The following is a 23,739-nucleotide window of genomic DNA, read 5'->3' on the forward strand; positions in this document are numbered from 1 at the left end:
TTAATCCTTTTTTATTGTCCACGGCGATCCGGGTTCCACTCCCGGTAGGTGAGCGCAGTTAATACGTGATCCTGCCAGCGCCCATCGATCAATAAATAGTCTTTGGCGTAGCCCTCTTTTTCAAAACCGAGGCGCGCCAGTAAATCACCACTGCGCTGATTGTGTGGCATGTAATTAGCCATGATGCGGTGAATGCGCTGCTGGCGTTGCATATAGCGCAGCGTGGTTTGCAGCGCTTCAAACATCAAACCCTGGCCTTGCCATTTCTCGCCCAGCGAATAGCCGAGGTAGCAGGCATGAAACGATCCACGCAGCACATTGCTGTAGTTGGCGACACCGCGTACTTCACTCTCTTCTGGGTCCATCAGCACAAAATAGTAGGCTGAGCCCTGTTTGTGCATATCAGCGATCAATCCCAGACGCGCTTGCCAGCCGGAAGGATAGCAATGGCTTTCGTCGCGCACCGGCTCCCAAGGCTTGAGAAAGGCACGGTTTTCAGCGTAATAGTCCGCCAACCGCCAGGCGTCGCGTTCGTGTACTAAACGAACCACTAAACGATCGGTAGTGAGGCGCACGCGTGGGCCAGCAGAACGATAGCCAAACATCATGACTCCTGAAATCCATAACTTAAGAAAGATGTACGCCAGCGGCGATACTTCTCACTATAACCGCCACCCCGCTTGCGGTAAAACCCCGAAACCGCATCCGCGCGATTGATCCTGATTTAGGATTAATTTTTCTGCAAATTCGATTAAAAAATATCATCCTACGAAAGCTGTTTTTCGTCGCAGCGCAGGCGGAAAATGGACCGATTGGTCTCTTTCACGTCTAGAACTTGCTCAGGAATTAGCATGTCTCGGGTTGCGCGGGCACGACGCCTTGGTAAAACATTTCTCTTAGTGGATAACATGCTGGTGGTGTTGGGATTTTTCGTGGTATTTCCCCTCATCTCCATTCATTTTGTCGAACAGCTGGGTTGGGCCGCGTTAATGGTCGGTATTGCGCTTGGCTTACGTCAATTTATCCAGCAAGGATTGGGGATATTTGGCGGGGCGATCGCCGACCGATTTGGTGCGCGTCCACTGATTGTTACCGGCATGCTGATGCGTGCGGCAGGTTTTGCCTGCATGGCGTTAGCGCATGAACCCTGGGTGCTATGGCTCGCCTGCCTGCTTTCCGGCCTCGGCGGCACGCTGTTTGATCCCCCACGCAGTGCGTTAGTGGTAAAACTGGTGCGGTCGCGCGAGCGTGGACGTTTCTTCTCTTTGCTGATGATGCAGGACAGCGCCGGTGCGGTGCTGGGTGCGCTGATTGGTAGCTGGCTGCTGGCGTGGGATTTCCGCCTGGTGTGCTGGGTGGGCGCGGCGGTGTTTGTCGCAGCAGCGATCTTCAATGCCATTTGGCTACCGGCGTGGCGCATTTCAACTGAACGCATTGCGATGCGCGCGGGCATGCAACGCGTCTGGCAAGACAAGCGTTTTCGCCTGTATGTCCTGACGCTCACCGGTTATTACATCCTTGCCGTGCAGGTAATGTTGATGCTGCCAGTGATGGTCAATCAGGTAGCGGGCGCGCCAGCCGCGGTGAAATGGATGTATGCGATCGAAGCGCTGCTGTCACTGAGCCTGCTTTATCCTATCGCGCGCTGGAGCGAAAAACGTTTCCGTCTGGAAACTCGTTTAATGGCGGGTTTGTTCCTGATGACTTTCAGCCTGTTGCCGGTCGGCATGACCGATTCGCTGCCGTCATTGTTTATGCTGATCGCGATTTTCTATCTCGGCTCGATCATTGCTGAACCGGCGCGTGAAACCTTAAGCGCATCGTTAGCCAGTGCACGCGCACGTGGCAGCTACATGGGCTTTAGTCGCCTCGGTCTGGCAATTGGCGGCTTAATCGGCTATTCCGGCGGTGGCTGGATGTTCGATATGGGCCAGCAATGGGCAGTACCTGAATTGCCATGGATGTTGCTCAGTAGCGTGGGCATGATCACCTTATTAGCGCTGTGGTGGCAGTTCCAACCGCGCGCGGTCACGCCAGCGATTTTCAGCAGCTAGTTTGCCCCACCTGCAGATCTCTTCCATACTTCCCGCACGTCCGAAAAAAGGGTGACCTCCGTTACCCTTAGAACCACAGGAGAAACGGGATGAAACTCTACATCTACGATCACTGCCCTTTCTGCGTCAAAGCACGCATGATTTTCGGCTTAAAAAACCTGCCTCTCGAACTGATCGTTATGTTGAATGACGACGAGCAAACACCAAAAAAACTGATCGGCCAGAAAATGGCACCGATTCTGCAAAAGGCCGATGGCAGCGCGATACCAGAAAGTATGGATATTGTGCGGCTGGTGGATAAATACGATCGCGAACCGCTGCTGAATGGCAAAAGTAATCCCGCCATCAGCGAATGGCTGCGTCGGGTGAATGGCTACATTAATAAGCTGCTGATTCCACGTATCGCTGACGCCTCTTTCGCTGAGTTCGCCACGCCGGAAGCGCGTCACTATTTCAGCGAAAAAAAGCAGGCCAGCATTGGCGACTTCAGTGAACTGCGTAAGCACGCGCCAGGCTTGATTAAGAACATCAGCGATGATTTGCGTCAATTGGATAAACTGATCGTTAAACCTAACGCGGTGAACGGTGAATTGTCGGAAGATGATATTCATCTGTTCCCCTTGCTGCGTTCGCTAACGTTGGTCAGCGGCATTGAATGGCCAAGCCGCGTCGCGGATTATCGCGATAACATGGCGAAGCAAACTCAGGTTAATCTGCTCTCCTCCATCGCCGCATAAACCTTGCATCCAGAGAAGCGTTCCGGCGCTTCTCATCTCTCTCCTGGTGACACAGGCCGCTGAATCAGGCAGGCTATCGCTGTTTTGCCGTATCGATCAGGATGAGGACAATATGAATAAGGCGTTTTATGGGCTGGTTGCCCTGATTTTTGCCGTGCTAGTCAGCGGCTGTAACCAATTGACGCAATACACCATCAGCGAACAAGAAGTGAATCAAGCGCTGCAAAAGCGCAATAATTTTGAGAAAGACATCGGCGTTTCCGGGCTGGTTAATGCGCACATTGTGCTGAGCGATTTGAGCAGCCAGATTGGGCGCGAAGAACCGGGCAAAATTACCCTATCGGGCAAAGCCAATATTAATGTCAGTTCGTTATTTGGCCCGCAGCAGGCCGAGATGCAGCTGAAGATGAAAGCGCAGCCGGTTTACAATGCACAAGAAGGTGCCATTTATCTGCACGACATGGAAATTGTTGATGCGCAGGTGCAGCCAGAGAAAATGGCTTCGATCATGAAAACGCTCACGCCTTACCTCAATGAGTCGCTGAAACGCTACTTCAATGAGAAACCGGCTTACGTGTTAAGCGCCGATCGCAGCAAAGGCGAAGCGATGGCGAAAAAATTAGCCAAAGGCATTGAAGTCAAACCGGGAGAATTAGTGATTCCGTTCACCGATTAATCGACGCAACCGCACCTCAGGGTGCGGTTTTTGTTTGTATCGATAAAATCCGTGCAAACGGTTGCCCACATCCTTATGATTACTCCCCGGCCTAAACGTGCCCCTCGTTTTCTTCTCAGCCGGAGTCTTTTGAATGACAGCCCAACCTCAGCAAATTACCATTCGCCGCCCCGACGACTGGCACATCCATCTGCGCGATGGTGCGATGCTCAACGCGGTTCTGCCTTATACCAGCGCGGTGAATGCGCGTGCGATTGTTATGCCAAATCTGGTGCCACCGGTGATTAGCGTGGCGGCTGCCGTTGCCTATCGCGAGCGCATCATGGCGGCACTCCCTGCTGAGCATGCGTTTACGCCGCTGATGACTTGCTACCTCACGGATTCTCTCGATCCGGATGAGATTGAACGTGGCTTCCGCGACGGCACTTTCACCGCGGCTAAACTCTATCCGGCGCACGCCACCACCAACTCGAGCCACGGCGTGACCAACATCGCCTCGATTGCTAAGGTGCTGGAGCGCATGCAGCAAATCGGTATGCCGATGCTGGTGCACGGCGAAGTTACCGATTCACACATTGATATTTTTGACCGTGAAGCACGTTTCATCGAAACCGTGCTGGAGCCGCTGCGCCAACAGTTCCCAGCCCTGAAAGTGGTGATGGAACACATTACCACCAAAGAAGCGGCAGAATATCTGGCGGCAGGTAACGATCTGCTGGGCGCTACCATCACGCCTCAACATCTGATGTTTAACCGCAACCACATGCTGGTCGGTGGCGTGCGTCCGCATCTGTACTGCTTGCCAATTCTGAAGCGCAACATTCATCAGGAAGCGCTGCGCAAGCTGGTCGCCAGCGGCAATCGCCGTGTGTTCCTCGGCACCGACACCGCGCCACATCTGCGTCACCTGAAAGAAGCCAGCTGCGGTTGCGCCGGTGTGTTCAACGCACCAACCTCGCTGCCTGCTTACGCCACCGTATTTGAAGAGTTGCAGGCGCTGGAGCATTTCGAAGCCTTCTGTTCGGAAAACGGTGCCAACTTCTACGGTTTGCCGCTCAATGAAGGCACGCTGACGCTGGTGCGTGAGTCATGGAAAGTCGAAGAGAGCATTGCGTTAGCCGATGACACGCTGGTGCCGTTCCTTGCTGGCGAAACACTGAACTGGCGTATTAAAGAATAATTCTGCCCTGCTTGCCTTCGGGATAATTATACTGTACAAATGAACAGTATATTATTCCGGAGGCTTCTATGCGTGTTGAAATTACCGTAGCAAAAACTCAGCCCCTTCCTGCGGGCGCATTAGATGCACTAAGCATCGAACTGACGCGTCGTATTTCCAAAGATTTCCCCGATGACGATCACCACGTTAAAGTCCGTTACGCAGGCGGCAATCAGCTGAGCGTATTTGGCGGTGGTAAAGAGGCGCGCGAACGCATCACGGATATTTTACAAGAGACGTGGGAAAGCGCCGACGACTGGTTTAATAACGATTAACTGCCACTGTGCTGTTTTTGCCGGGTGTCGCTATCCGGCTTTTTTGTTTTATTTCGCTCTCGCCAGAAAAACTTCCTGCATCTAGACTGATATTAAACGATCCCCTATTCTTGCCTCGTCATGCTTACAGGAGGTGTTTTACGTGACTACTGAAAAACCAGAAGAGGCGATGACCTTTGGGGAATTGCTGGCATTTATTGCGGAGCAACAGCGCAGATTAACCGTGCTGGAAAATGCCTTTGCCACGCTAACGTTCGGTCTCGACGATCGTACCAATCAGTTACTGGTGCACAACCTGACGCTGGAAGCACAAAACCAGAATCATGACGCACAGTTACAGCAGCATTTTACTCGGCTGGCGGAAGAAATTCAGAAGCGTCATGGCCAGCTGCCGATTGAGTCAGGCGAGTAAGAACAATCCGTTTTTAGTCGTAAAGTTTCCCCGTGTTATCGCCGATAACATTAATGTTGTGACCCGCTATATTCTCAATAAAATGCCCAACGCAGCGGGCATTTTATTATTCTTTAAAACCTGGCTTTTAGAACGGTTTATTTTTGCTCAGTCAAAGATCGTCATACCTTTTAACTATTGTACCCGCTGATTCATGTTATAATTGTTTCGCTAGTGCACGATACAGCCGCATTGAACCTCAAGAAGCACTTCGTTTAACGAGTAATACGGAGGTTATAATGGACAGAAATAAAGACGTCATTCAGACTCATCCGTTGGTAGGATGGGACATCAGCACCGTAGACAGTTATGACGCCATGATGATTCGCCTGCACTCGCTATCATCGCAGGGTCAGAAAGAAGAAGAAGCTGACGTGGGCCCGACTTACTGGCTAACCACCGACGTAGCCAGACAGTTCATCTCCATACTTGAAGCTGGCATTGCAAAAATAGAGTCCACAGAGCAATACCTACGCGACAATCAAAAGCACTAATCTCACCAATCGCGTGAACGGGCACCCTTAAGGGTGCCTTTTTCATGGGCGCAATGTTTTGATATGCTATTGAAAAATTTCGCCGTTTGTCTGGAGTGATGTGGTTATGATTTATGATCTGATTGTGGTGGGAAGTGGTTCGGTGGGCGCTGCCGCCGGGTTTTACGCTACGCAAGCGGGTTTATCTGTCCTGATGATTGATAGTGCGCACCCGCCGCATAACCAGGGAACTCACCACGGCGAAACCCGACTGATCCGTCATGCTTATGGCGAAGGCGAACGTTACGTGCCATTGGTGCTGCGCGCGCAAACCTTGTGGGACGAACTGGAACGTCAAAGCGGCGAACGCATTATGCATCGCAGTGGCATCCTCAATTTAGCCCCGCTCACCTCGACCTTTATTCAAAATGTTATCGACAGCGCCAAAGCCTGGCAGTTGGATGTGAAAATCCTGCAAGCGGATGAAGTCCGTACGCGCTGGCCACAATTTACTGTGCCAGATGGCTATATCGGCGTATTCGAACCCAATTCGGGTTTTCTGAAATGCGAGCAAGCGGTGCGCAGTTGGGTACAGCTGGCGGAACAGGCAGGATGCGCGCAATTGTTTAATTGTCCGGTCACTGAAATTGGCCGCGATGGCGATCTGCAACAGGTCACCACCAGCGATGGCGTGTTCCGAGCGCGCAAACTGCTGGTCAGCGCCGGAACCTGGGTAAGCCAATTGGTCGATGATTTGCCGGTTGCGCCAGTGCGTAAAGTGTTTGCCTGGTATCAGGCCGATGGTCGCTACAGCGAAAACAATAAGTTTCCTGGCTTTACCGTTGAGATGAGCGATGGCAGCCATTTTTACGGCTTCCCGGCGGATAACAATGCACTCAAAGTCGGACGTCACGATGGCGGCCAACTGATGCAAAAACCAGAAGATCGCAAACCGTTCGGCAGCAACGCGCAGGATGGCAGCGAATCCTTTAACTTCCTGCGCAAATTCCTGCCGGGTGTTGGCGTCTGTTTGCACGGTGAAGCTTGCAGCTATGACAACACGCCAGACGAAGATTTCATTATTGATACCCTGCCAGGCGAACCTAATCGACTCATCATTACCGGTTTAAGTGGCCACGGTTTCAAATTTGCTAGCGTGCTCGGCGAACTCGCCAGTGAATTTGCGCAAAATAAACCGTTCTCATTCGACATTAAGCCCTTCTCATTGGCTCGCTTTAATTAATTACCTCGCGCCGACACAGTTATTGCGTCGGCGCTCTTGACGCAAATTGACGATTAATTACTTTATCTGACTTCGAATATCCTGCCTCTGCCGCATTTTGTGTAGTAATCAGCGCTGCAACCCATTTCCACTAAACTCACTTCAATTATTCTGACCAACTTGGCATTAATTAGTCATTCAATCCGAAGGTTATTTTCAACATTATAGAAAAGTAAGGCTGATTGCTTTTTTATTTCAAAATGTAGATGCTCATTGCCACATATTTCATTGGTTTGGATTTTCATTATGTGGCGCAATTCCACACAGCATTTCGGCGTGGTTTCAATCCTATTGCATTGGGTCATGGCGCTGATTATTTACGGCATGTTTGCGCTGGGTTTGTGGATGGTTGGATTGGGTTATTACGACGGTTGGTATCACGATGCGCCGGAAATTCATAAAGGCATTGGCATCCTGCTATTTGCCGCTTTGCTGTTGCGCCTTGGCTGGCGCTTTACTTCACCGCCGCCTAAACCGCTGCACAGCTATTCCCCGCCCGTTCGCTTCGCCGCCAGCGCCGCGCATGGCTTGCTGTATACGTTATTGCTGGTGCTGCTATTGAGTGGCTATTTGATATCCACCGCCGATGGCAAACCGATCTCGGTTTTTGGCTGGTTTGATGTGCCGGCGCTGTTTAGCGGTGCGGCGCAGCAGGCCGACCTGGCGGGCGATATTCATCTTTGGCTGGCATGGAGTTTGGTGTTGCTTTCAGCACTACACGCGCTGGCCGCGCTTAAACATCATTTCATCGATCGTGATGTGACACTGAAAAGGATGTTGGGTTACCGCATCCCGTTAACCTCTGAAAAGGATAAATAATATGCTTAAGAAAACATTATTGGCCGTCGTCGCCGCAGGATTATTTAGCACCAGCCTGACCGCTAGCGCCGCTGATTATAAATTCGATAAAGAAGGACAACACGCCTTTGTACAATTCCGTATTCAGCATCTGGGTTACAGCTGGTTGTACGGCACCTTCAAAGATTTTGACGGCAGTTTCACTTTTGACGAAGCGAATCCCGCAGCTGATAAAGTCAACGTCACCATCAATACCAATAGCCTCGATACCAATCATGCCGAGCGTGATAAACATCTGCGCAGCGCTGATTTCCTTAATACCGGCAAATATCCGCAAGCCACCTTCACTTCAACGGGTGTGACGAAAGAAGGCCAGGATTACAAAATCGACGGTGAGTTAACCCTAAATGGCGTAACCAAACCACTGACATTAGCGGCGAAGTTAATCGGTGAAGGCAAAGATCCGTGGGGCGGCTATCGCGCAGGATTTGAAGCCAGCGGTGAGATCGTGTTGAAAGAGTTTAACATCAACAAAGATCTGGGCCCGGCAGCGCAGAAAGCAGAATTGATTATTTCAGTGGAAGGCGTACGTCAGTAAATAAAACGGCCTGAATATCAGGCCGCTTTTATTATTTTTTATCCGGCGCAGGAATCGCCATGGTCATATTCAGCAAACCGCGTGATTTGTTGAAGACTTTATTGCCATTCTCACGGCCCGCACGGCGTGCGCGCTGCTCTTCTGCTGACAGCAACGATTCTTCCATGCAAATTGGGCTGCAGCAGTTTTTATATTTTTCTGCACAGCTCGGGCACTGAATAAACAGCAAGTGACAACCATCGTTAACGCAGTTGGTATGACTGTCGCAAGGCGCGCCGCACTGGTGGCAACTGGAAAGAATATCGTCAGAAATGCGCTCGCCCATACGCTCATCAAAGACAAAGTTTTTGCCCTTGAAACGCACCGGTAAACCTTGCTCACGCGCACGACGGGTATATTCGATGATGCCGCCTTCAATGTGATACACATCGTTGAAGCCGTTATGCTTCATCCACGCGCTGGCTTTTTCGCAACGAATGCCGCCGGTGCAGTACATGACAATCTTCTTGTCTTTCTGATCCTGCAACATATCCACTGCCATCGGCAGCTGATCGCGGAACGTATCTGCAGGCACTTCCATGGCATTATCGAAGCGTCCGACTTCGTATTCGTAATGGTTACGCATATCAACAAAGACCGCATCCGGATCGTCTAGCATGGCGTTGACGTCGGCGGCTTTCAAATACGCGCCTACATCGCTCGCATCAAAGCTGTTGTCTTCAATGCCGTCCGCCACGATGCGCTCACGTACTTTCAGGCGCAGCACCCAAAACGATTTGCCGTCGTCATCCAGCGCGATATTCATGCGCAGATTGTTTAACGCCGCATCGAAGGCATACAAGGCGGCCTTCATTTGCTCGTAACGGCTGGCAGGCACGCTGATTTGTGCGTTGATCCCTTCATGAGCGACATACACGCGACCAAATACCTTGAGCTTGGTTAACTCAATGTACAGCGCATCGCGGAAAGCTTTCGGGTCGGCAATCTGGAAGTATTTATAAAAAGAGACTGTGGTACGTGGTTCGGTTTCCGCCAACATACGTTCCTTCAGCTCTTTATTGGAAACAAGGTTATGTAACACTGGCATGGTGTTCGATCCTGTTAGCAAATCAGAGAAATTTAGCGCGCATATGATACTCGAATTCTACACAATGCAAAGTCTTTGGTGCGAATCGCCTCATGCCATCGATAACTCACGCATTTCTGCCTCTCAATTGCGTTTTCGTGCGCATACCTGCTGCCAGATAGCCGCGCACCGTCTAAGCTTGATTTCAGCCAGAATGAAAAAATGGCATAATGACAAAAAATTACAGAAACCGGACTCTCTGGCATAAGACGCAGGATACTGACATTTCCATGACTCAACTTCCCCAACTTACCCGTGAACTCTTCGCTCCACGCTATTGGCTGACCTGGATTGGTATTGGTTTTCTTTATCTGCTGGTGCTGCTGCCTTACCCCGTTCTGCACGCGATTGGCTGCGGGTTGGGCCGCATTGCGATGCGCTTTATGAAACGTCGTGTTGAAGTGGCGCAGCGTAATTTGGAAGTGTGCTTTCCAACGATGCCAACCAACGAACGTGAAGCGATGGTGAAGCACAACTTTGAATCCGTCGGTATGGGGCTGATTGAAACCGGCATGGCGTGGTTCTGGCCTGATTGGCGTATTCGTAAATGGGTCGCCACCAGCGGTTTAGAGCATGTCACCAACGCGCTGGCGGAAAAGCGCGGTATTTTGCTGATTGGTATGCATTTCCTGACATTGGAATTGGGCGCACGCGTATTTGGTATGCACAATCCCGGCATTGGTGTGTATCGTCCCAACGACAACAAACTGCTCGACTGGCTGCAAACCTGGGGACGCATGCGTTCCAATAAAAGCATGTTGGACCGCAAGGATTTAAAAGGCATGATCCGCGCCATGAAGAACAACGACATCATCTGGTACGCGCCGGATCATGATTATGGCCCGCGCAGCAGCGTGTTCGCCCCGTTCTTCGCCGTTCCCGATGCCGCGACCACCAGCGGTACGCATATGCTGATTCGTTTAGCCAATCCCAGCGTGGTTCCTTTCCTCGCGCGTCGTTTACCCAACGGCCGTGGCTACGAACTTAAAATGATGCCGGACATTCGCGACAAGTTCTCTCTGGAGAGTGAATTGGATACCGCGACGGTGATGAATAAAGTGGTGGAAGAAACCGTTCTGCTGGCGCCTGAACAATATATGTGGCTGCATCGCCGCTTTAAAACCCGCCCAGAAGGCCAACCTTCGGTTTATTAACTAGATTGAGGCGCGTTAGGCGCCTCTTCTATTTTCGCAATTACTAATCTTATTATGCGAAGAGATCCGCGCAATTTGAGTTAAAAAACGGACCAGCTAAAATTTGGCTTGTTTATATTGTTCGAGCCAGCTTTAGATCAGAAAAATCCATCCGAAACGATACGGACTTACGCTTCTTTACCCTTTGTTAACGATATGTAAACGGAAAATCAGGACTTCCCGTGCATTTCAGTCTAGTGACTTCATTCATTTTTGCTAACCAAATTAGTCGTATCCGGCCCTGATTAGCACCAATTCCAGGGCAATTCCTATTTAATATTGTTAAACCCTTCGGGTTCGCTTATCAATCCAGTAAAATTAACTTAGTAAACAAGGCATTGTCCGAATAAAAATCGCTATATACCTTTTCTTCAAAATAAAACACCCCTTTATATCATTATGGAATTGGTTCGCGAAATCGATTCCAGGTAATTTCGACTGTGACAGTTTCAGCAATAAGTTCACTTTTAAAAAAATAATAAGATTACACACAGCAAATATATCTCAGGAATAAATAACATGAATAAAGGCATCTATTATTACGTGACAATCAGCACCGATCAGGAAGGTTATCACTTACTGCATCGAAAAGAGTGTAAACGTCTACCTGTAAAGGAGGATATGGTTTTCATCGGTACCCTTTATAATTTAAACCAGGCATTATCAACCGCGCGTATTAATTTTAAAAAGGTTAAACCCTGTATTAAATGCTGTATTCGTTACTCGGCTCCACTTATTCATGAATCTGTCCGTCCGGTACACCATTTCCCGCAGAAAATAGCCTGACCGGTTGGGCGGTTGATTGTTAGTCAACCGCCCAACCGATATTGCCGCCTGCCCTTCACTTACTCATTTTTCGTCTATCCTTCTGAGAAATCCCTTTCAATAGACATGGAGTGAATAATGAGCCTGTTTAGCACCTTAGAAGAAGCTATCGACGCCGCGCGTGAGGAATTCCTCGCTAATCAGCCTGATTTAGCCGAAGAAGACGCCAACGTCAGCCAGTTCGCGCTACAAAAGTATGTGATGCAGGATGGCGATATTATGTGGCAGGCCGAGTTTTTTGCCGATGAAGATGAACAAGGTGAATGCTTGCCCATCTCCAGCGGTGAAGCCGCGCAGGCGGTGTTTGACGGCGATTATGACGAAGTGGAGCTGCGTCAGGAATGGCAAGCCGAAAATACGCTGCACGAATGGGATGAAGGTGAATTTCAGCTGGAGCCGCCACGTGATTTAGAAGAAGGCGAAGCGGCGGCGCAAGAGTGGGAAGATGACAACAGCCCGTCAGATAATTTGTAACCTTACTCGTACGGACCGTGATTGGCATCGACCGGCAATAATAGTGTGTCCATCACCAAAGATAGCGGCAGATCGAGTATGGTCAGCACCCGCCACGGTCCATCACGGACATCCCACTGCACGCCGGGATAATATTGATTGCCGTGCCCCTGGCCAGGGAAGGTGCGGCTGATGATACTGCCGCAGCCGGTTAATAACAGAATGGCGGCGCTAAGCGCGGTGACTTTTAAGAAAGCATTCACAACATTTACTCACAATGAACTGGCGTCATTTTAACCGCACGCGTATATGAATAACCACTGCTTAACGCGTAAAGATTTAGTCAGATTCTGGGCATAAAAAAAGCGGCATCTCTGCCGCTTTTTAATTTTCCTGCTTAACGCTGAGGCAGCGCTTCTGGATTGAGCTTCAGCTTCTGATAGCTTTCCACCCACTGATGATATTTATCCGCACTCTCCCACAAACGTGAATGCACACGAGCCAGCACCACCGGATCGCTGATCAGCTGCAAACGCTGCTCGCGATTCAGTTTTTCCGGCGCATCGCTCAATGCCTGATCAACGCGGCGATCGCGCGCATGATCGAGCAAGGTGCTTTGCTTGTGACGTGAAGTGGCCATTGCGGTCGCCAGTGCGTTAAACGCTGGGTTAAACAGCGCATGCATAAAGCCATTTTTCAGCGCACGTTGACGGTTGATTTGCAGATAGTGATCGGTATCGACCAGTTCTTTCGGCGGCTCGTACTCTTCCGGGATCAGGAACAGTTTGGCATTCTTACTCTTCTGGCCTACCGTTGCGCGGCTCGACATCACCGAAACAAATGGCGACAGAATCAGCGAGAAGACGATCGGTGACAGCCACCACAGGAAGTTCAGGTCGAGGAAGCCCATGCCGCCAGCCCACACCAGACCTAACAGCATCTGCGAACCATGACGACGGAAGGCTTCGCCCCACGGCGTCGCATCATCGTCACGCTGCGGTGAATTCCATACCACTTCCCAGCCGAGGAACGCGCTGACCACAAACACCGTATGGAACAGCATACGCACTGGCGCCAACAGCACCGAGAACAGCATTTCCAGAATCAGTGAGCAGAACAAACGAATCGCACCACCGTACGGTTTCGCCCCCTTGAACCAGATCAACACCACGCTCAACAACTTCGGCAGGAACAGCAACACCAGAGTGGTTGAGAATAGCGCAATCGCCAGATCAGGACGCCACTGCGGCCACACCGGGAACAGCTGGCGAGGTTGCAGGAAGTAGGTCGGTTCCATCAACGTATGTACCACCTGCAAGGCGGTAGACAACGCAAGGAACATGAACCACAACGGCGCAGAGAGATAAGACATCACACCGGTCAGGAACACCGCGCGGTGTACTGGGTGCATGCCTTTCACCAGGAACAGGCGGAAGTTCATCAGGTTACCGTGGCACCAGCGACGGTCACGCTTCAGTTCATCCAGCAAGTTCGGTGGCAGCTCTTCATAAGAACCCGGTAGATCGTAAGCGATCCACACGCCCCAACCGGCACGACGCATCAGCGCAGCTTCCACGAAGTCATGCGACAGAATCGAACCCGCGAAGGAACCTTCACCCGGCAACGGCGCTAGCGCACAGTGCTCAATGAACGGCTGCACACGAATGATGGCGTTATGGCCCCAATAGTGTGATTCACCCAACTGCCAGAAGTGCAGACCCGCGGTGAACAGCGGACCGTAAACGCGAGTAGCGAATTGCTGACAACGCGCATACAGCGTATCCATACCCGACGCTTTTGGCGAAGACTGGATAATACCGGCGTTCGGGTTGGCTTCCATCATGCGCACCAAGCCGGTGAGGCAATCACCGCTCATTACGCTGTCGGCATCCAGCACTACCATGTAGCTGTAGTTGCTGCCCCAACGACGGCAGAAGTCATCGATGTTGCCGCTTTTACGCTTCACACGACGACGACGACGGCGATAGAAGATCTTGCCCGCTCCGCCAACATCCCGCACCAGCTCCATCCAGGCTTTCTGCTCGGCAATCGCGATGTCGGCATCGTAGCTGTCGCTCAGAATGTAGACGTCGAAATGCTCGGCATTACCGGTACGTTGCACCGATTCCCAGGTAGCACGCAGGCCAGCGAACACACGCTCAACGTCTTCATTACAGATTGGCATGATCAGCGCGGTACGGTGTTCCGGATTCAACGGCTCGTCGCCGGTGGTTGAATACGAAATACTGTATTTATCGCGGCCAATCAGCAATTGCAGGAAGCCCATCAACGCGGTCCAGAAACCGGCTGAAACCCAGCAGAACAGAATGGCAAACAGGAACAGAATTCCGGTCTGCAAAATGTAAGGCAGGATCAGCTCGACCGACTGCAACCAGTTCTGGTTGAACATCTCGATCGGATCGATCAGCGTCCAGCCCTGATACGGCAGAATGGTTTTCATGTACCAGGTGGCGACCACGGTCTGCAAGATGGTCAGAATCAGCAGCACGTAACGACGCATGGAGCCAACGTGGCGCCATTTATCTTCGGTTTTCTGCTCTTCTGCCGAGGCATAACGTGGCGTGGATTTCTGCCCACGCAAAGAGTCCCAGGCGCGCGCAATCGGGTTGGTGCGCCAGATTTCCGGGAACATCAACGAACGCTTCACCTGTGGCATCGCCTTCAGCGTGGTGCGATCGAGATAATCCTTGCTGAGCTGTTGCCCATCCGCCAGTGAATCTGGCCAGGCCATTTGCACGCGGGATGACACCGATTTCAGCGGCGCATCGTCCGGGCGCTCGCTGGCGGCGATATCTTGCCCCAGCGACGTATGAATAGCGTGGAACGCCTGCGCATTCTGCAACGAATCGCTCAGACGCGCGCGTGCTGCCGCATCAAGCGGCAGCGCCTCCACGTAAGATTGAGGTAAATAAGTCGATTTATTCATTGGCAGGTAGCTGATAGCTCCAGGTTTCCGTCAATGTCTTGTCGCCGCTTACCAGCGCCGCACGCATCTCGGTCGGCTGCTTGTTATCTTTCACACGCAGACGCAACACCAGACGCCAGCCTTTAGTCACCGGGTTGTAGCGAACACTTTGTTCCACCACATCCGCGTTATTGCCCACGCTTACCTGCGGTGCAACTTGCGTATTTTCCGGCAGCTTGCTCATCGCTTTACCCACAAAATCAATGGTAAAGGCGGTTGAGCCATCTGGCTGACGCACCAGATTTGACTGTTTCACATCACCCGCTGAACGCAGCGTGTCTTTCACCCAAGCGGTATCGTCGGAGTGCAGCTGGTTCTCATCGCGCGTGAAGTGCAGACGATATTGGAAGTTCATCTCTTTGCCCGGCTCTGGCAGTTTTTCCGGCGTCCAGAACGCAACGATGTTGTCGTTGGTTTCGTCAGCGGTTGGAATCTCTACCAGTTCCACGCGGCCTTTGCCCCAATCACCTTGCGGCTCAACCCAGCCACTTGGACGCAGATCGTAACGATCGTCGAGGTCCTGATAACGGCTGAAATCACGCGTACGTTGCAGCAAACCGAAGCCTTTCGGGTTCTCAACGGTAAAGGTGCTCACCGCCAGATGTTTCGGATTGTTCAGCGGACGCCAAATCCACTCACCGTTACCGGCATGGATAGAAAGACCGTTGGAATCGTGCAGCTCTGAACGGAAGTTGGTCACCGGCGAAGGCTGGTTAGCACCGAACAGGAACATGCTGGTCAATGGCGCAATGCCCAGTTTGCCGACGTTATCACGCAGGTAAACCTTGGATTGTACATCCACGGTGGACTCTTTGCCTGGTTTGATGACAAAACGATAGGCACCGGACGCGCGTGGCGAATCCAGCAGCGCGTAAATCACCAGCTGTTTGTCCTGCGGTTTTGGACGTTCAATCCAGAACTCTTTGAAGCGCGGGAACTCTTCGCCCGACGGCAAGGCGGTATCAATCGCCAATCCGCGCGCCGACAATCCGTAAACCTGGCCTTCGCCAATCACACGGAAATAGCTGGCGCCGAGGAAGCTGGAAATCTCGTCGTCTTTGCCTTTTTTGTTGAGTGGATACAACACCTTAAACCCAGCAAAGCCAAGGTTTTTGACTGAATCAGCATCGTGTTTCACGTTGCCGAAATTGAAATAGTCAGGGTTATATTTGATCTCACGTACTGACGATGCGGTGACTTCGTTAATTTTCACCGGCGTATCGAAATACATGCCCTGATGATAGAACTCAAGCTTAAATGGTGTGCGCAGTTTGCCCCAATAAGCTTTGTCGTGGTTAAACTGGATCTGCTGATAGTCAGCAAACTTCATTTCACGAAACTGAGAGGGTAAATTGCTCTTTGGCGCTTCGAAACTTTTCCCTGCCAACGCCTTGGCTTGTTTTGCTACATCATCGATGTTAAACGCCCAACTATTGTTGGCATACATAGCCAGCAGAACTGCCGCGCCTACCCAGCGCATCTTTACCAGTCCTACTTTATTATTCACATTATTCAGCACATCCCCCCCTTTCGTGTGCTTAGATCAAACCCGCTTATCTTAAAGGATTATTCGGTTTTCCGACAGCGTATGTAAAAGATTGTTCCGCTGATTTGTAAGCTGAAAGTGTGCTTTTAGGATAATTAAACCCCGCAAAATCACATACAGATTGAACTGATAGTATACCCTGTTTACAGCCGGTAGAATTTTCATTCGGCATAATCCGGTTTCAGGGTGAAACCGGCAAGTAAACTGACTATTGGAAGATTATGAGTTCAGCCAAACCCCAACGTGAATATTTCCTCGATTCGATCCGAGCGTATTTAATGTTATTAGGCGTGCCTTTTCACGTCTCCTTGATCTACTCCACTCAAAAATGGGCGGTAAACAGTTTCGACGCCTCAATCTGGTTAACGGTGTTGAATGACTTTATTCACGCCTTCCGCATGCAGGTGTTCTTTGTTATTTCGGGCTATTTTTCCTACATGCTCTATTTACGCTATCAGCCGCAGCGCTGGTTAAAAGTGCGTCTGGAGCGCGTCGGCATCCCAATGTTAACTGCGGTTCCCTTAATCACGCTGCCACAGTTTTTCATCACCAAAAATCTCACTGATAAAATTGGCGACTGGAACAACTTCTCGCTGTACGACAAGTACAACACGCTGATGTGGGAGCTGATTTCGCATCTGTGGTTTTTATTGGTGCTGGTGATCCTCACCACGTTGGGCATGTTGACCTTCAAATGGCTTAGCCAGCAAAAGCGCAGCATTGATTATCAGCAAATCGGCTGGGGTAAATTGACGCTGGCATTTATGGCCTATGCGCTGGTTTGGTGTCTGTTCCGCCGTGTGCTGTTCAACTTTGTGCCGGCGGTATTTGGTGATGGCTTGTTCAGCATCGCGGTGATGCAAACGCTGATGTTCCTGCCGTTCTTTATGTTGGGCGCATTGAGTTGGAAGCATCAGGCGTTGAAAGCGCTGTTTGTGCGCTTTAACCCGGTGATGTGTTACGGCGCGATTGTGGTGTTCATCGCTTACTGCCTGAATTTGCGTTTTAGCAGCGGCGACGGTTGGATGTATGAGCTTGATATGATCATCTCAACCTTGATGGGACTGTGCATGCTGAACGTCTGCTTCAGCTTCGGTCACAAACTGCTGAACAGCCATTCACCACGCATCATGTATCTGGTGAACGCTTCGCTGTTTATCTATCTGGTGCACCATCCGCTGACCATTTTGTACGGCATTTACGTTACGCCACATATCCACAGCGATACGCTGGGCTTTTTCCTCGGCTTGCTGATGGTGTTTAGTATCGCCTTCACGCTGTACGAAATTCATTTGCGTATTCCGCTCCTGCGTTTCCTGTTCTCCGGTAAACCGCAAAACAAATAAGCGTGTGCGGGCGCACAGCGTTGCGCCCGTTACAGCAGCCACTCTATTGGTAGACGCCAGACCGATCGCACCAGCAACCGCTGCATCAGCGAGCACTGCGGTTCGTGTTTATGCACCACCTCGCCCTGCTCTCCAGCAAACTCCAGCCAATTAACGCGTCCCCATTTATCGAGGCGCAACGTCCAAGCCCGATCGCGCATACCGGCAATAAAGCGTTGATGTGTTTGCTGCGCCAGCGTTTCGCTCTCAATCACCAAGCCCATTTCGGTATTCAGCGTGGCGGAACGCGGATCGAAATTAAACGAGCCGATAAACACCTTACGGTTATCAACTGTGAAAGTTTTAGCATGCAAACTGGAGCCGGAATTACCGGTCAAACCGCGGTCGTGCGGCGCATTTTGCGGATTATCTTGCGGTTTCAATTCATACAGCGCGATGCCATGGCGCAGCAACTTCTTACGCCAACGCGCATAACCGGCGTGCACCACCGTGACATCATTGGCCGCCAGCGAATTGGTCAAGATGGCGATCTTCACTCCGCGCCGTTTCAACGCCAGTAATTGCGCCACGCCGGATCGGGTCGGGACAAAGTAGGCTGAAATTATATCGAATTGCTGCTGAGGCGTGCCGATCACTTCCAGCATACGTTGTGGCAACAAATTGCGGCGGCGCGCTTTGCCCAATCCTTTGCGCGGATCGTCACTCAACAAGCGTGACTCTGCCCACGTCATCGCTAATTCGCCCTGCTCCATCTGGCTGATAAACGAGGAATGTTCCAGCCGCGCCAGATAACGTTCCACCGCTTCACTTTGTTGCCACTCGGCGGGCAAACGCACCGCCTGATGCACATCGCCACTAACATCCACTACTTTGCGCAGCGGCGACACCGCTTTGCTGTGCCAATAGCGCTCAAAGTCTTCCGCCACTTCGTCCACCACCGGGCCAATCGCCAGCACGTCGAGATCGGTAAACAGCGGTTCATCGCCAGTGCCAAAATATTCGTCGCCGATGTTGCGCCCCCCCACCAGCGTGGCAGCGTTATCCACCGTCAAACTTTTGTTGTGCATGCGGCGATTGAGGCGGGAAAAATCGGTGAGATACCCCAGCGCGCGCAAGGTGCGGAACGAGAAAGGATTAAACAAGCGCACCGCAATATTTGGATGGCGATCGAGTTCCGCCAGCGTTTCATCAAGGCCCGGCGTGTTGTTGTCATCCAGCAGCAAACGCACCTTTACACCGCGCTCAGCCGCATCCAGCAACGCGCTGAACAGCAAGCGTCCGGACATGTCGTTGTGCCAAATGTAGTACTGCACATCGATGCTGTGCTGCGCCATTTCCATCAGCAAATAGCGCGCGGCAAAAGCGTCTAACCCATCATTAAGCGGATGAATGCCGCTCATACCCGGATGCTGCGCGCATCGCGCTTCAACGCTCTGCTTTAGCCCTTTTCCCGCTGGCTGCTCGGGAGGCAAGGAGGTTGCTGCTTCACTCATAGGGAATCCCTGAAATCGCTGGATCTATTATTGTTGGTATCAATGCGCAAAGAAGCAATCGGAGCCTTCCCCTTCTGCAAAATGGCGCATCGTCAATTTAGTCTAGACTTAGCCAAGCGTTCTGCATCCGGCGTTCACCGTGAGGAGAGGATTATGACTCAGCCATCCCTGCGCCATCACCCTCAGTTGTTCCGCAGCTTCTTTCAAGGCAGTTTTCCCTGTTCCACCGGTCGCCGCGCGGGCGGGCGTCGTTTAGATATGGTGATCAGCAGCGGCCACGACATGTTGCTGGAAAAAGATTACGCCTCACTGGCACAGGAAGGATTGCACACTGCGCGCGACGGTGCGCGTTGGCACCTGATAGAAGCCACGCCGCATGAGTATGACTGGCACAGCTTTCTGCCGATGGTGCATGCCGCCGCGCGCCACGACATGCAGATTATTTGGGAGCTGGCGCACTTCGGCTATCCCGACCATCTGGATATCTGGAAAGCGGAATTTGTCGATCACTTTGAACGCTTCGCCCGCGCCATGGCGCAGTTAATGCGCGGTGAAGGGATTACCCAGCCGTTTTTCACGCCGATTAACCAAATCTCATTCTGGTCTTGGGCCGGAGCCGATGTGTCATGGCTCGATCCTTATGCCAGTGAACGCGGACGTGAATTAAAGCGCCAGTTGGTGCGTGCTTCATTGGCGGCGATGCATGCGATCCGCGAAATCTATCCCGACGCGCGCTTTGTGTTAACCGATCCGCTGGTGCAAGTGGCTACCGATCCCGACAATCCCGACAGCAAACCTTACGCCGACGCGCAACATCAGGCGCAATTCGAAGCCTGGGATTGGCTGGCGGGACGCGATGCGCCAGAACTCGGCGGACGCGAAGATTTTCTCGATATCCTCGGCCTGAATTACTATCCCGACAATCATTGGTTTTTCTCTGGCGAAACCATCCCGCTGGATCACCCAACGCGCCAGCCGTTACACCGTTTACTGCTGCAATGTTGGCAGCGTTATCAACGCCCAATGTTGCTGGCGGAAACCGGCGCAGAAGGCGATGCACGCGCGCCGTGGCTGCGTCAGGTGAGCGAAGAAGCGCGCTTGGCATTAGCGCAAGGCGTGGCGCTGGAAGGGATTTCAATCTATCCGGTGGTGGAGTATCCGGCGTGGGCCGACGATCGTCGTTCGCCCGGCGCGCTGTTTGGCCTTGGCGATCCCAATGGCAATCGCACCTTGCATGAAGCGCTGGCGCTGGAGTTACGTAGTCAACAGATTAAGTGGCAGAACTGGGAGAAAAGCGATTAAGACTGCTGTGTGGTCGCGGTTTTTTGCGGACAGGTTTGCACATCGAGTGAAGGATCGGTCGGGTGACGCACATCGGTCAGCCATGTCATGGTGAAGAGAAAAACCACGCCGATTAAACAGGCGGATAACAGGCCAATTATGGCGATCAGTTTGTCATCTCTGGCTTCCATCAACATCTCCTTGCAGGCTTCCTTTTCCCGTTGCTGACCTTAATTCATCCACAGGGTAATCATCAGGACGAAGATTATAAGCGTAACCGACGTCACTGCAAGCACCACAATGGCGAAGAGAGCGTCGTCCAGCGGTTGGCGATAAGGTTCGTCATGATCGTCGTGCGGTGCGGGTGAACTCATAATGACTCAAGCATTAGGACACGTTTCGAGCAGCAGAGTTTAAAGCAATACAGGGAAGGATAAAGCATTTAATTATAAGGGCGGCCATTTGGCCGCCCGCTGATTAGAAATCGTAAGTCAGAGACACTTTCACGGTACGCGGTTCGCCCTGCGACAAGTAGGTGCCGCTGTCGTCAACGTTGGCCCAATACTTCTCATTGGTAACGTTATCCACGCCGACGCGCCACACCATATCGTTCTGGTTAACCTTCATGCGGTAACGCAGACCTAAATCCAGCGTGGTGTAGTCATCCAGCTTCATGTTGTTGGCCAGATCGGCGTACTGCGAACCGGTGTAGTTCAGCAACGCAGTCGCCGTCAAACCATCAACAGGCTTGATGTCATATTCCGCACCCAGCGCAGCGGTAAAGCGCGGCACGCCAATGGCATTTTTGCCATCCTCGTTGCTGTCACCGGTTTTGGTCATATCCGGGTCGATCCAGGTCGCGCTGCTGTTGAGACGCAGACCCAGCACCGGCTCACCAAACACGTTCAGCTCGACGCCACGGTTACGCTGTTCGCCGTTAAGCTGGTAAACATCGTTGTTTTTGATCCCCACCGGCTGCTTGATTTCAAACAGCGCCAGCGATCCACCAATGCGACCGTAATCGGCTTTGACACCCACTTCGTTCTGCTTGGCATGCACAATGCCGGTGACGCTGCCGTAATTGAGCGTTCCAAACGGTGCCGCGGTGCCTGGCGTTAACGATTCGGTGTGGTTGGCATACAGCGAGATGTTTTGCGTGGCTTTATACAACAAACCGTAAGCAGGCAACCAGCGACTGCTGTCAAAGCGCGTGCCGGTATCTTCTGCGCCATCATAACCGTAGTTACGCACCACCACTTTCTGATGACGCGCGCCCAAAGTTGCCAGCAATGTGTCATCAAAGAAGCCCAGCGTATCGCTCAGCAGATAACCTTGCGAACGTGAACGGTAAGTGGTGAGCGGATCGCTGAACTTGCTGCCGCCGGAGTAAACGTTGTTCGGCTCAGTAACATCCTGCGGGTTATAGATGTTGACGTTGGCATCGTTGCCAGACGACATGCGATAGCTGTTTTTCGCGTTCGCGGTCATCGCGGAATAACCGAAGTTAACTTTATGCGTCACCGGACCGGTGGTGAAATCACCACGCAGGCCAACCATGCCGCTCATGTTGTCCTGAATGCGATTGGTGCGGAAACGGCCAATGGTGGCGTTGCCGGCGCTATCCAACACTTTTGGAATGCCGTAGTTGCCGACTTCATGGGTATGTTGCGCGCCCAATCCGGCGTAGGCAGTCCACTGATCGCTAAGATCGTATTCCGCTTTTGCCAAACCGAATTCCGACTGGATATCGCTGAATACCCAATTCTGGCTGTAGTTTTTCGAATTCGACGGCACATCAGGAATGAAGTCGATGCCGCTGATATTGATGCTGTTGCGCGCATCGTGGAAAGTTTTCTTTTGATAGCCGACATCCAGCGAGGTACGCAGACGATCGCCACGATAATCCAGGCCGAGTGATGCAGCGGTGGTGCGTTTCTTCTCACCATCAATCTCGGTGCCGCCTTCGCGGTTTACCGCGTTCAGACGCACGCCAAACTGGTTGTTATCGCCAAAGCGACGTCCGATATCTGCCGTGCCGCCAACTTGCGAACCGGAGGTGTAATCAACACCAATACGCGTCAGCGGCGTATCATCGGCGTGTTTTGGTTCGAGGTTAATCATGCCGCCAACGCCGCTTTCGGCCGAACCGTTCAGCAAGGCGTTGGCCCCTTTGAAGATCTCAACACGATCAATCAGCGAGGCATCCATCACCTGACGTGGCACAATCCCGGCCAGGCCGCCGTAAGTCATGGCATCGCCATCCAGCTTGAAGCCACGAATGCGGTAGCTTTCAGCAAAGTTGCCATAGCCTTTCAGATTCTGTACGCCAGCATCGTTACGCACCACATCACCGATGGTTTGCGCTTGCTGGTCTTGAATCATTTTCGAGGTGAAACCGATGACGTTAAACGGCACGTCCATCGCTTTCTGCTCCCCCAGCATGCCCATGCGGCCGCCGTGCGCCACCTGACCATCGAGGTAAGCCGGCACCAGATCGTCGCCGCCGGGTTTGAAATCGCTTTGCGGTGTTGCGGTCACGGTCAGCGTTTGCTGTTCGTTTTTCGCGTCAGTTTGGGTTGTGGTGTTGGTAGTAGCAGCCATCACTGGCAAACAACCGGCGCTGACCATTACGGCCAACAGCGTCGGTTTCAGTCCGGGATTGAAAGGCATAGTGCGCATGAAGATCCCCTAATGCAAACGAATTGATAATCATTATTATTGCGGTTTGCGATTATGCGCAGCTGTACGCCGAAAGCAAGAAAAATCCGAGTTTTGCCAGTGGGATTATTTAGCGTGGGTTTGCGGAGGTCACCATAAATGGCGACCTTACGGGGTAAGTGCGAGGTTTTGTCGGGTCACCATAAATGGCGACCCTACGGGTGAAGTGCGAGGTTTTGTAGGGTCGCCATTTATGGTGACCTGGTTTT

General features: G+C 51.9%; 24 protein-coding genes. 15 read left to right on the forward strand and 9 right to left on the reverse strand.

What is annotated here, in order from left to right; genetic code table 11:
* Nucleotides 1-11: 11 nt before the first annotated feature.
* A complete protein-coding gene (gene rimJ, locus ACPUC7_RS15680; protein WP_343551877.1) occupies nt 12-605 on the reverse strand; it encodes a ribosomal protein S5-alanine N-acetyltransferase in 594 nt (197 codons plus the stop codon).
* A gap of 246 nt (nt 606-851) precedes the next feature.
* Here rimJ and mdtH point away from each other — a divergent pair, with 246 nt between their 5' ends.
* The 10 genes from mdtH (at nt 852) to ACPUC7_RS15730 (ending at nt 8,563) form a co-directional block, all read left to right on the forward strand.
* A complete protein-coding gene (mdtH, locus tag ACPUC7_RS15685) occupies nt 852-2,054 on the forward strand; it encodes a multidrug efflux MFS transporter MdtH (RefSeq protein ID WP_494923616.1) in 1,203 nt (400 codons plus the stop codon).
* Between the two features lie 89 nt (nt 2,055-2,143).
* Nucleotides 2,144-2,791, forward strand: a complete 648-nt coding sequence (grxB, locus tag ACPUC7_RS15690) for a glutaredoxin 2 (protein ID WP_343551875.1) — start codon at nt 2,144-2,146, stop codon at nt 2,789-2,791.
* A gap of 112 nt (nt 2,792-2,903) precedes the next feature.
* A complete protein-coding gene (locus ACPUC7_RS15695) occupies nt 2,904-3,467 on the forward strand; it encodes a lipoprotein (protein ID WP_343551874.1) in 564 nt (187 codons plus the stop codon).
* A 133-nt stretch (nt 3,468-3,600) separates the two neighbouring features.
* On the forward strand, nt 3,601-4,647 hold the full coding sequence (gene pyrC, locus ACPUC7_RS15700) for a dihydroorotase (RefSeq protein ID WP_494923617.1): 1,047 nt from the start codon (nt 3,601-3,603) through the stop codon (nt 4,645-4,647).
* A 68-nt stretch (nt 4,648-4,715) separates the two neighbouring features.
* Complete coding sequence (gene dinI, locus ACPUC7_RS15705; RefSeq protein WP_494923618.1) at nt 4,716-4,961, forward strand: DNA damage-inducible protein I; 246 nt, start codon at nt 4,716-4,718, stop codon at nt 4,959-4,961.
* A 142-nt stretch (nt 4,962-5,103) separates the two neighbouring features.
* The gene (locus ACPUC7_RS15710) at nt 5,104-5,373 is read left to right on the forward strand and encodes a hypothetical protein (RefSeq protein ID WP_343551871.1); all 270 of its coding nucleotides are present in this window, start codon (nt 5,104-5,106) and stop codon (nt 5,371-5,373) included.
* 278 nt (nt 5,374-5,651) lie between these two features.
* On the forward strand, nt 5,652-5,906 hold the full coding sequence (gene bssS, locus ACPUC7_RS15715) for a biofilm formation regulator BssS (protein WP_097094279.1): 255 nt from the start codon (nt 5,652-5,654) through the stop codon (nt 5,904-5,906).
* A gap of 106 nt (nt 5,907-6,012) precedes the next feature.
* Nucleotides 6,013-7,128 carry an N-methyl-L-tryptophan oxidase gene (gene solA, locus ACPUC7_RS15720; protein ID WP_494923619.1) on the forward strand — a complete coding sequence of 372 codons (1,116 nt, stop codon included), beginning with the start codon at nt 6,013-6,015 and terminating at the stop codon, nt 7,126-7,128.
* 282 nt (nt 7,129-7,410) lie between these two features.
* Entirely contained in the window at nt 7,411-7,986 is a 576-nt protein-coding gene (locus tag ACPUC7_RS15725; RefSeq protein ID WP_494923751.1) for a cytochrome b, read from the forward strand.
* Nucleotide 7,987: 1 nt separating this feature from the next.
* Complete coding sequence (locus tag ACPUC7_RS15730) at nt 7,988-8,563, forward strand: YceI family protein (protein ID WP_494923620.1); 576 nt, start codon at nt 7,988-7,990, stop codon at nt 8,561-8,563.
* Between the two features lie 31 nt (nt 8,564-8,594).
* On the opposite strand, the gene trhO is transcribed toward ACPUC7_RS15730, so the two are convergent.
* A complete protein-coding gene (gene trhO / locus ACPUC7_RS15735; protein WP_494923621.1) occupies nt 8,595-9,650 on the reverse strand; it encodes an oxygen-dependent tRNA uridine(34) hydroxylase TrhO in 1,056 nt (351 codons plus the stop codon).
* Between the two features lie 269 nt (nt 9,651-9,919).
* Here trhO and ACPUC7_RS15740 point away from each other — a divergent pair, with 269 nt between their 5' ends.
* From ACPUC7_RS15740 to ACPUC7_RS15750, 3 genes are all read left to right on the forward strand, one after another.
* The gene (locus ACPUC7_RS15740; protein WP_494923622.1) at nt 9,920-10,843 is read left to right on the forward strand and encodes a Kdo(2)-lipid IV(A) acyltransferase; all 924 of its coding nucleotides are present in this window, start codon (nt 9,920-9,922) and stop codon (nt 10,841-10,843) included.
* 558 nt (nt 10,844-11,401) lie between these two features.
* The gene (locus tag ACPUC7_RS15745) at nt 11,402-11,668 is read left to right on the forward strand and encodes a hypothetical protein (protein WP_343551866.1); all 267 of its coding nucleotides are present in this window, start codon (nt 11,402-11,404) and stop codon (nt 11,666-11,668) included.
* Between the two features lie 117 nt (nt 11,669-11,785).
* Nucleotides 11,786-12,181 carry a MysB family protein gene (locus ACPUC7_RS15750; protein WP_343551865.1) on the forward strand — a complete coding sequence of 132 codons (396 nt, stop codon included), beginning with the start codon at nt 11,786-11,788 and terminating at the stop codon, nt 12,179-12,181.
* Nucleotides 12,182-12,183: 2 nt separating this feature from the next.
* Here ACPUC7_RS15750 and ACPUC7_RS15755 read toward each other — a convergent pair whose 3' ends face one another.
* The 3 genes from ACPUC7_RS15755 to ACPUC7_RS15765 all read right to left on the reverse strand — a co-directional run bounded on the left by ACPUC7_RS15755 (nt 12,184) and on the right by ACPUC7_RS15765 (nt 16,635).
* On the reverse strand, nt 12,184-12,423 hold the full coding sequence (locus tag ACPUC7_RS15755) for a YceK/YidQ family lipoprotein (protein ID WP_494923623.1): 240 nt from the start codon (nt 12,421-12,423) through the stop codon (nt 12,184-12,186).
* A gap of 134 nt (nt 12,424-12,557) precedes the next feature.
* Nucleotides 12,558-15,107 carry a glucans biosynthesis glucosyltransferase MdoH gene (gene mdoH, locus ACPUC7_RS15760; RefSeq protein ID WP_343551862.1) on the reverse strand — a complete coding sequence of 850 codons (2,550 nt, stop codon included), beginning with the start codon at nt 15,105-15,107 and terminating at the stop codon, nt 12,558-12,560.
* Nucleotides 15,100-16,635, reverse strand: a complete 1,536-nt coding sequence (locus tag ACPUC7_RS15765) for a glucan biosynthesis protein G (protein ID WP_494923752.1) — start codon at nt 16,633-16,635, stop codon at nt 15,100-15,102. Before ACPUC7_RS15765 ends, mdoH begins: the two co-directional genes overlap by 8 nt.
* A 278-nt stretch (nt 16,636-16,913) precedes the next feature.
* Between ACPUC7_RS15765 and mdoC the strand changes: the two genes are divergently transcribed.
* Entirely contained in the window at nt 16,914-18,038 is a 1,125-nt protein-coding gene (mdoC, locus tag ACPUC7_RS15770) for a glucans biosynthesis protein MdoC (RefSeq protein ID WP_494923624.1), read from the forward strand.
* Nucleotides 18,039-18,067: 29 nt separating this feature from the next.
* Here mdoC and ACPUC7_RS15775 read toward each other — a convergent pair whose 3' ends face one another.
* Nucleotides 18,068-19,531, reverse strand: coding sequence for a phospholipase D family protein (locus tag ACPUC7_RS15775; RefSeq protein ID WP_494923625.1), 1,464 nt, complete (start codon nt 19,529-19,531; stop codon nt 18,068-18,070).
* Between the two features lie 153 nt (nt 19,532-19,684).
* Between ACPUC7_RS15775 and ACPUC7_RS15780 the strand changes: the two genes are divergently transcribed.
* A complete protein-coding gene (locus tag ACPUC7_RS15780) occupies nt 19,685-20,833 on the forward strand; it encodes a beta-glucosidase (protein ID WP_494923626.1) in 1,149 nt (382 codons plus the stop codon).
* On the opposite strand, the gene ACPUC7_RS15785 is transcribed toward ACPUC7_RS15780, so the two are convergent.
* From ACPUC7_RS15785 to ACPUC7_RS15795, 3 genes are all read right to left on the reverse strand, one after another.
* Nucleotides 20,830-21,003 (reverse strand): hypothetical protein, encoded by a 174-nt coding sequence (locus ACPUC7_RS15785; RefSeq protein WP_494923627.1) that lies wholly within the window; start codon nt 21,001-21,003, stop codon nt 20,830-20,832. The two genes, ACPUC7_RS15780 and ACPUC7_RS15785, sit on opposite strands and share 4 nt — an antisense overlap.
* A 39-nt stretch (nt 21,004-21,042) precedes the next feature.
* Nucleotides 21,043-21,186: a hypothetical protein gene (locus tag ACPUC7_RS15790; protein ID WP_343551857.1), complete on the reverse strand. Its 144-nt coding sequence runs from the start codon at nt 21,184-21,186 to the stop codon at nt 21,043-21,045.
* Between the two features lie 103 nt (nt 21,187-21,289).
* Nucleotides 21,290-23,491, reverse strand: a complete 2,202-nt coding sequence (locus ACPUC7_RS15795) for a TonB-dependent receptor (RefSeq protein WP_494923628.1) — start codon at nt 23,489-23,491, stop codon at nt 21,290-21,292.
* Nucleotides 23,492-23,739 lie beyond the last annotated feature (248 nt).

Source organism: Pantoea sp. CFCC18179 (genome assembly GCF_059412405.1).

Bases quoted from the DNA above. Each gene is read 5' to 3' on its own strand.
- ACPUC7_RS15745 (WP_343551866.1), top strand. From the start codon at position 11,402: ATGAATAAAGGCATCTATTATTACGTGACAATCAGCACCGATCAGGAA.
- ACPUC7_RS15785 (WP_494923627.1), bottom strand. From the start codon at position 21,003: ATGGAAGCCAGAGATGACAAACTGATCGCCATAATTGGCCTGTTATCC.
- mdoC (WP_494923624.1), top strand. From the start codon at position 16,914: ATGAGTTCAGCCAAACCCCAACGTGAATATTTCCTCGATTCGATCCGA.
- mdtH (WP_494923616.1), top strand. From the start codon at position 852: ATGTCTCGGGTTGCGCGGGCACGACGCCTTGGTAAAACATTTCTCTTA.
- rimJ (WP_343551877.1), bottom strand. From the start codon at position 605: ATGTTTGGCTATCGTTCTGCTGGCCCACGCGTGCGCCTCACTACCGAT.
- ACPUC7_RS15740 (WP_494923622.1), top strand. From the start codon at position 9,920: ATGACTCAACTTCCCCAACTTACCCGTGAACTCTTCGCTCCACGCTAT.
- dinI (WP_494923618.1), top strand. From the start codon at position 4,716: ATGCGTGTTGAAATTACCGTAGCAAAAACTCAGCCCCTTCCTGCGGGC.
- ACPUC7_RS15730 (WP_494923620.1), top strand. From the start codon at position 7,988: ATGCTTAAGAAAACATTATTGGCCGTCGTCGCCGCAGGATTATTTAGC.
- trhO (WP_494923621.1), bottom strand. From the start codon at position 9,650: ATGCCAGTGTTACATAACCTTGTTTCCAATAAAGAGCTGAAGGAACGT.
- solA (WP_494923619.1), top strand. From the start codon at position 6,013: ATGATTTATGATCTGATTGTGGTGGGAAGTGGTTCGGTGGGCGCTGCC.
- bssS (WP_097094279.1), top strand. From the start codon at position 5,652: ATGGACAGAAATAAAGACGTCATTCAGACTCATCCGTTGGTAGGATGG.
- ACPUC7_RS15695 (WP_343551874.1), top strand. From the start codon at position 2,904: ATGAATAAGGCGTTTTATGGGCTGGTTGCCCTGATTTTTGCCGTGCTA.
- ACPUC7_RS15790 (WP_343551857.1), bottom strand. From the start codon at position 21,186: ATGAGTTCACCCGCACCGCACGACGATCATGACGAACCTTATCGCCAA.
- ACPUC7_RS15795 (WP_494923628.1), bottom strand. From the start codon at position 23,491: ATGCGCACTATGCCTTTCAATCCCGGACTGAAACCGACGCTGTTGGCC.
- ACPUC7_RS15750 (WP_343551865.1), top strand. From the start codon at position 11,786: ATGAGCCTGTTTAGCACCTTAGAAGAAGCTATCGACGCCGCGCGTGAG.
- mdoH (WP_343551862.1), bottom strand. From the start codon at position 15,107: ATGAATAAATCGACTTATTTACCTCAATCTTACGTGGAGGCGCTGCCG.
- grxB (WP_343551875.1), top strand. From the start codon at position 2,144: ATGAAACTCTACATCTACGATCACTGCCCTTTCTGCGTCAAAGCACGC.
- ACPUC7_RS15780 (WP_494923626.1), top strand. From the start codon at position 19,685: ATGACTCAGCCATCCCTGCGCCATCACCCTCAGTTGTTCCGCAGCTTC.
- pyrC (WP_494923617.1), top strand. From the start codon at position 3,601: ATGACAGCCCAACCTCAGCAAATTACCATTCGCCGCCCCGACGACTGG.
- ACPUC7_RS15775 (WP_494923625.1), bottom strand. From the start codon at position 19,531: ATGAGTGAAGCAGCAACCTCCTTGCCTCCCGAGCAGCCAGCGGGAAAA.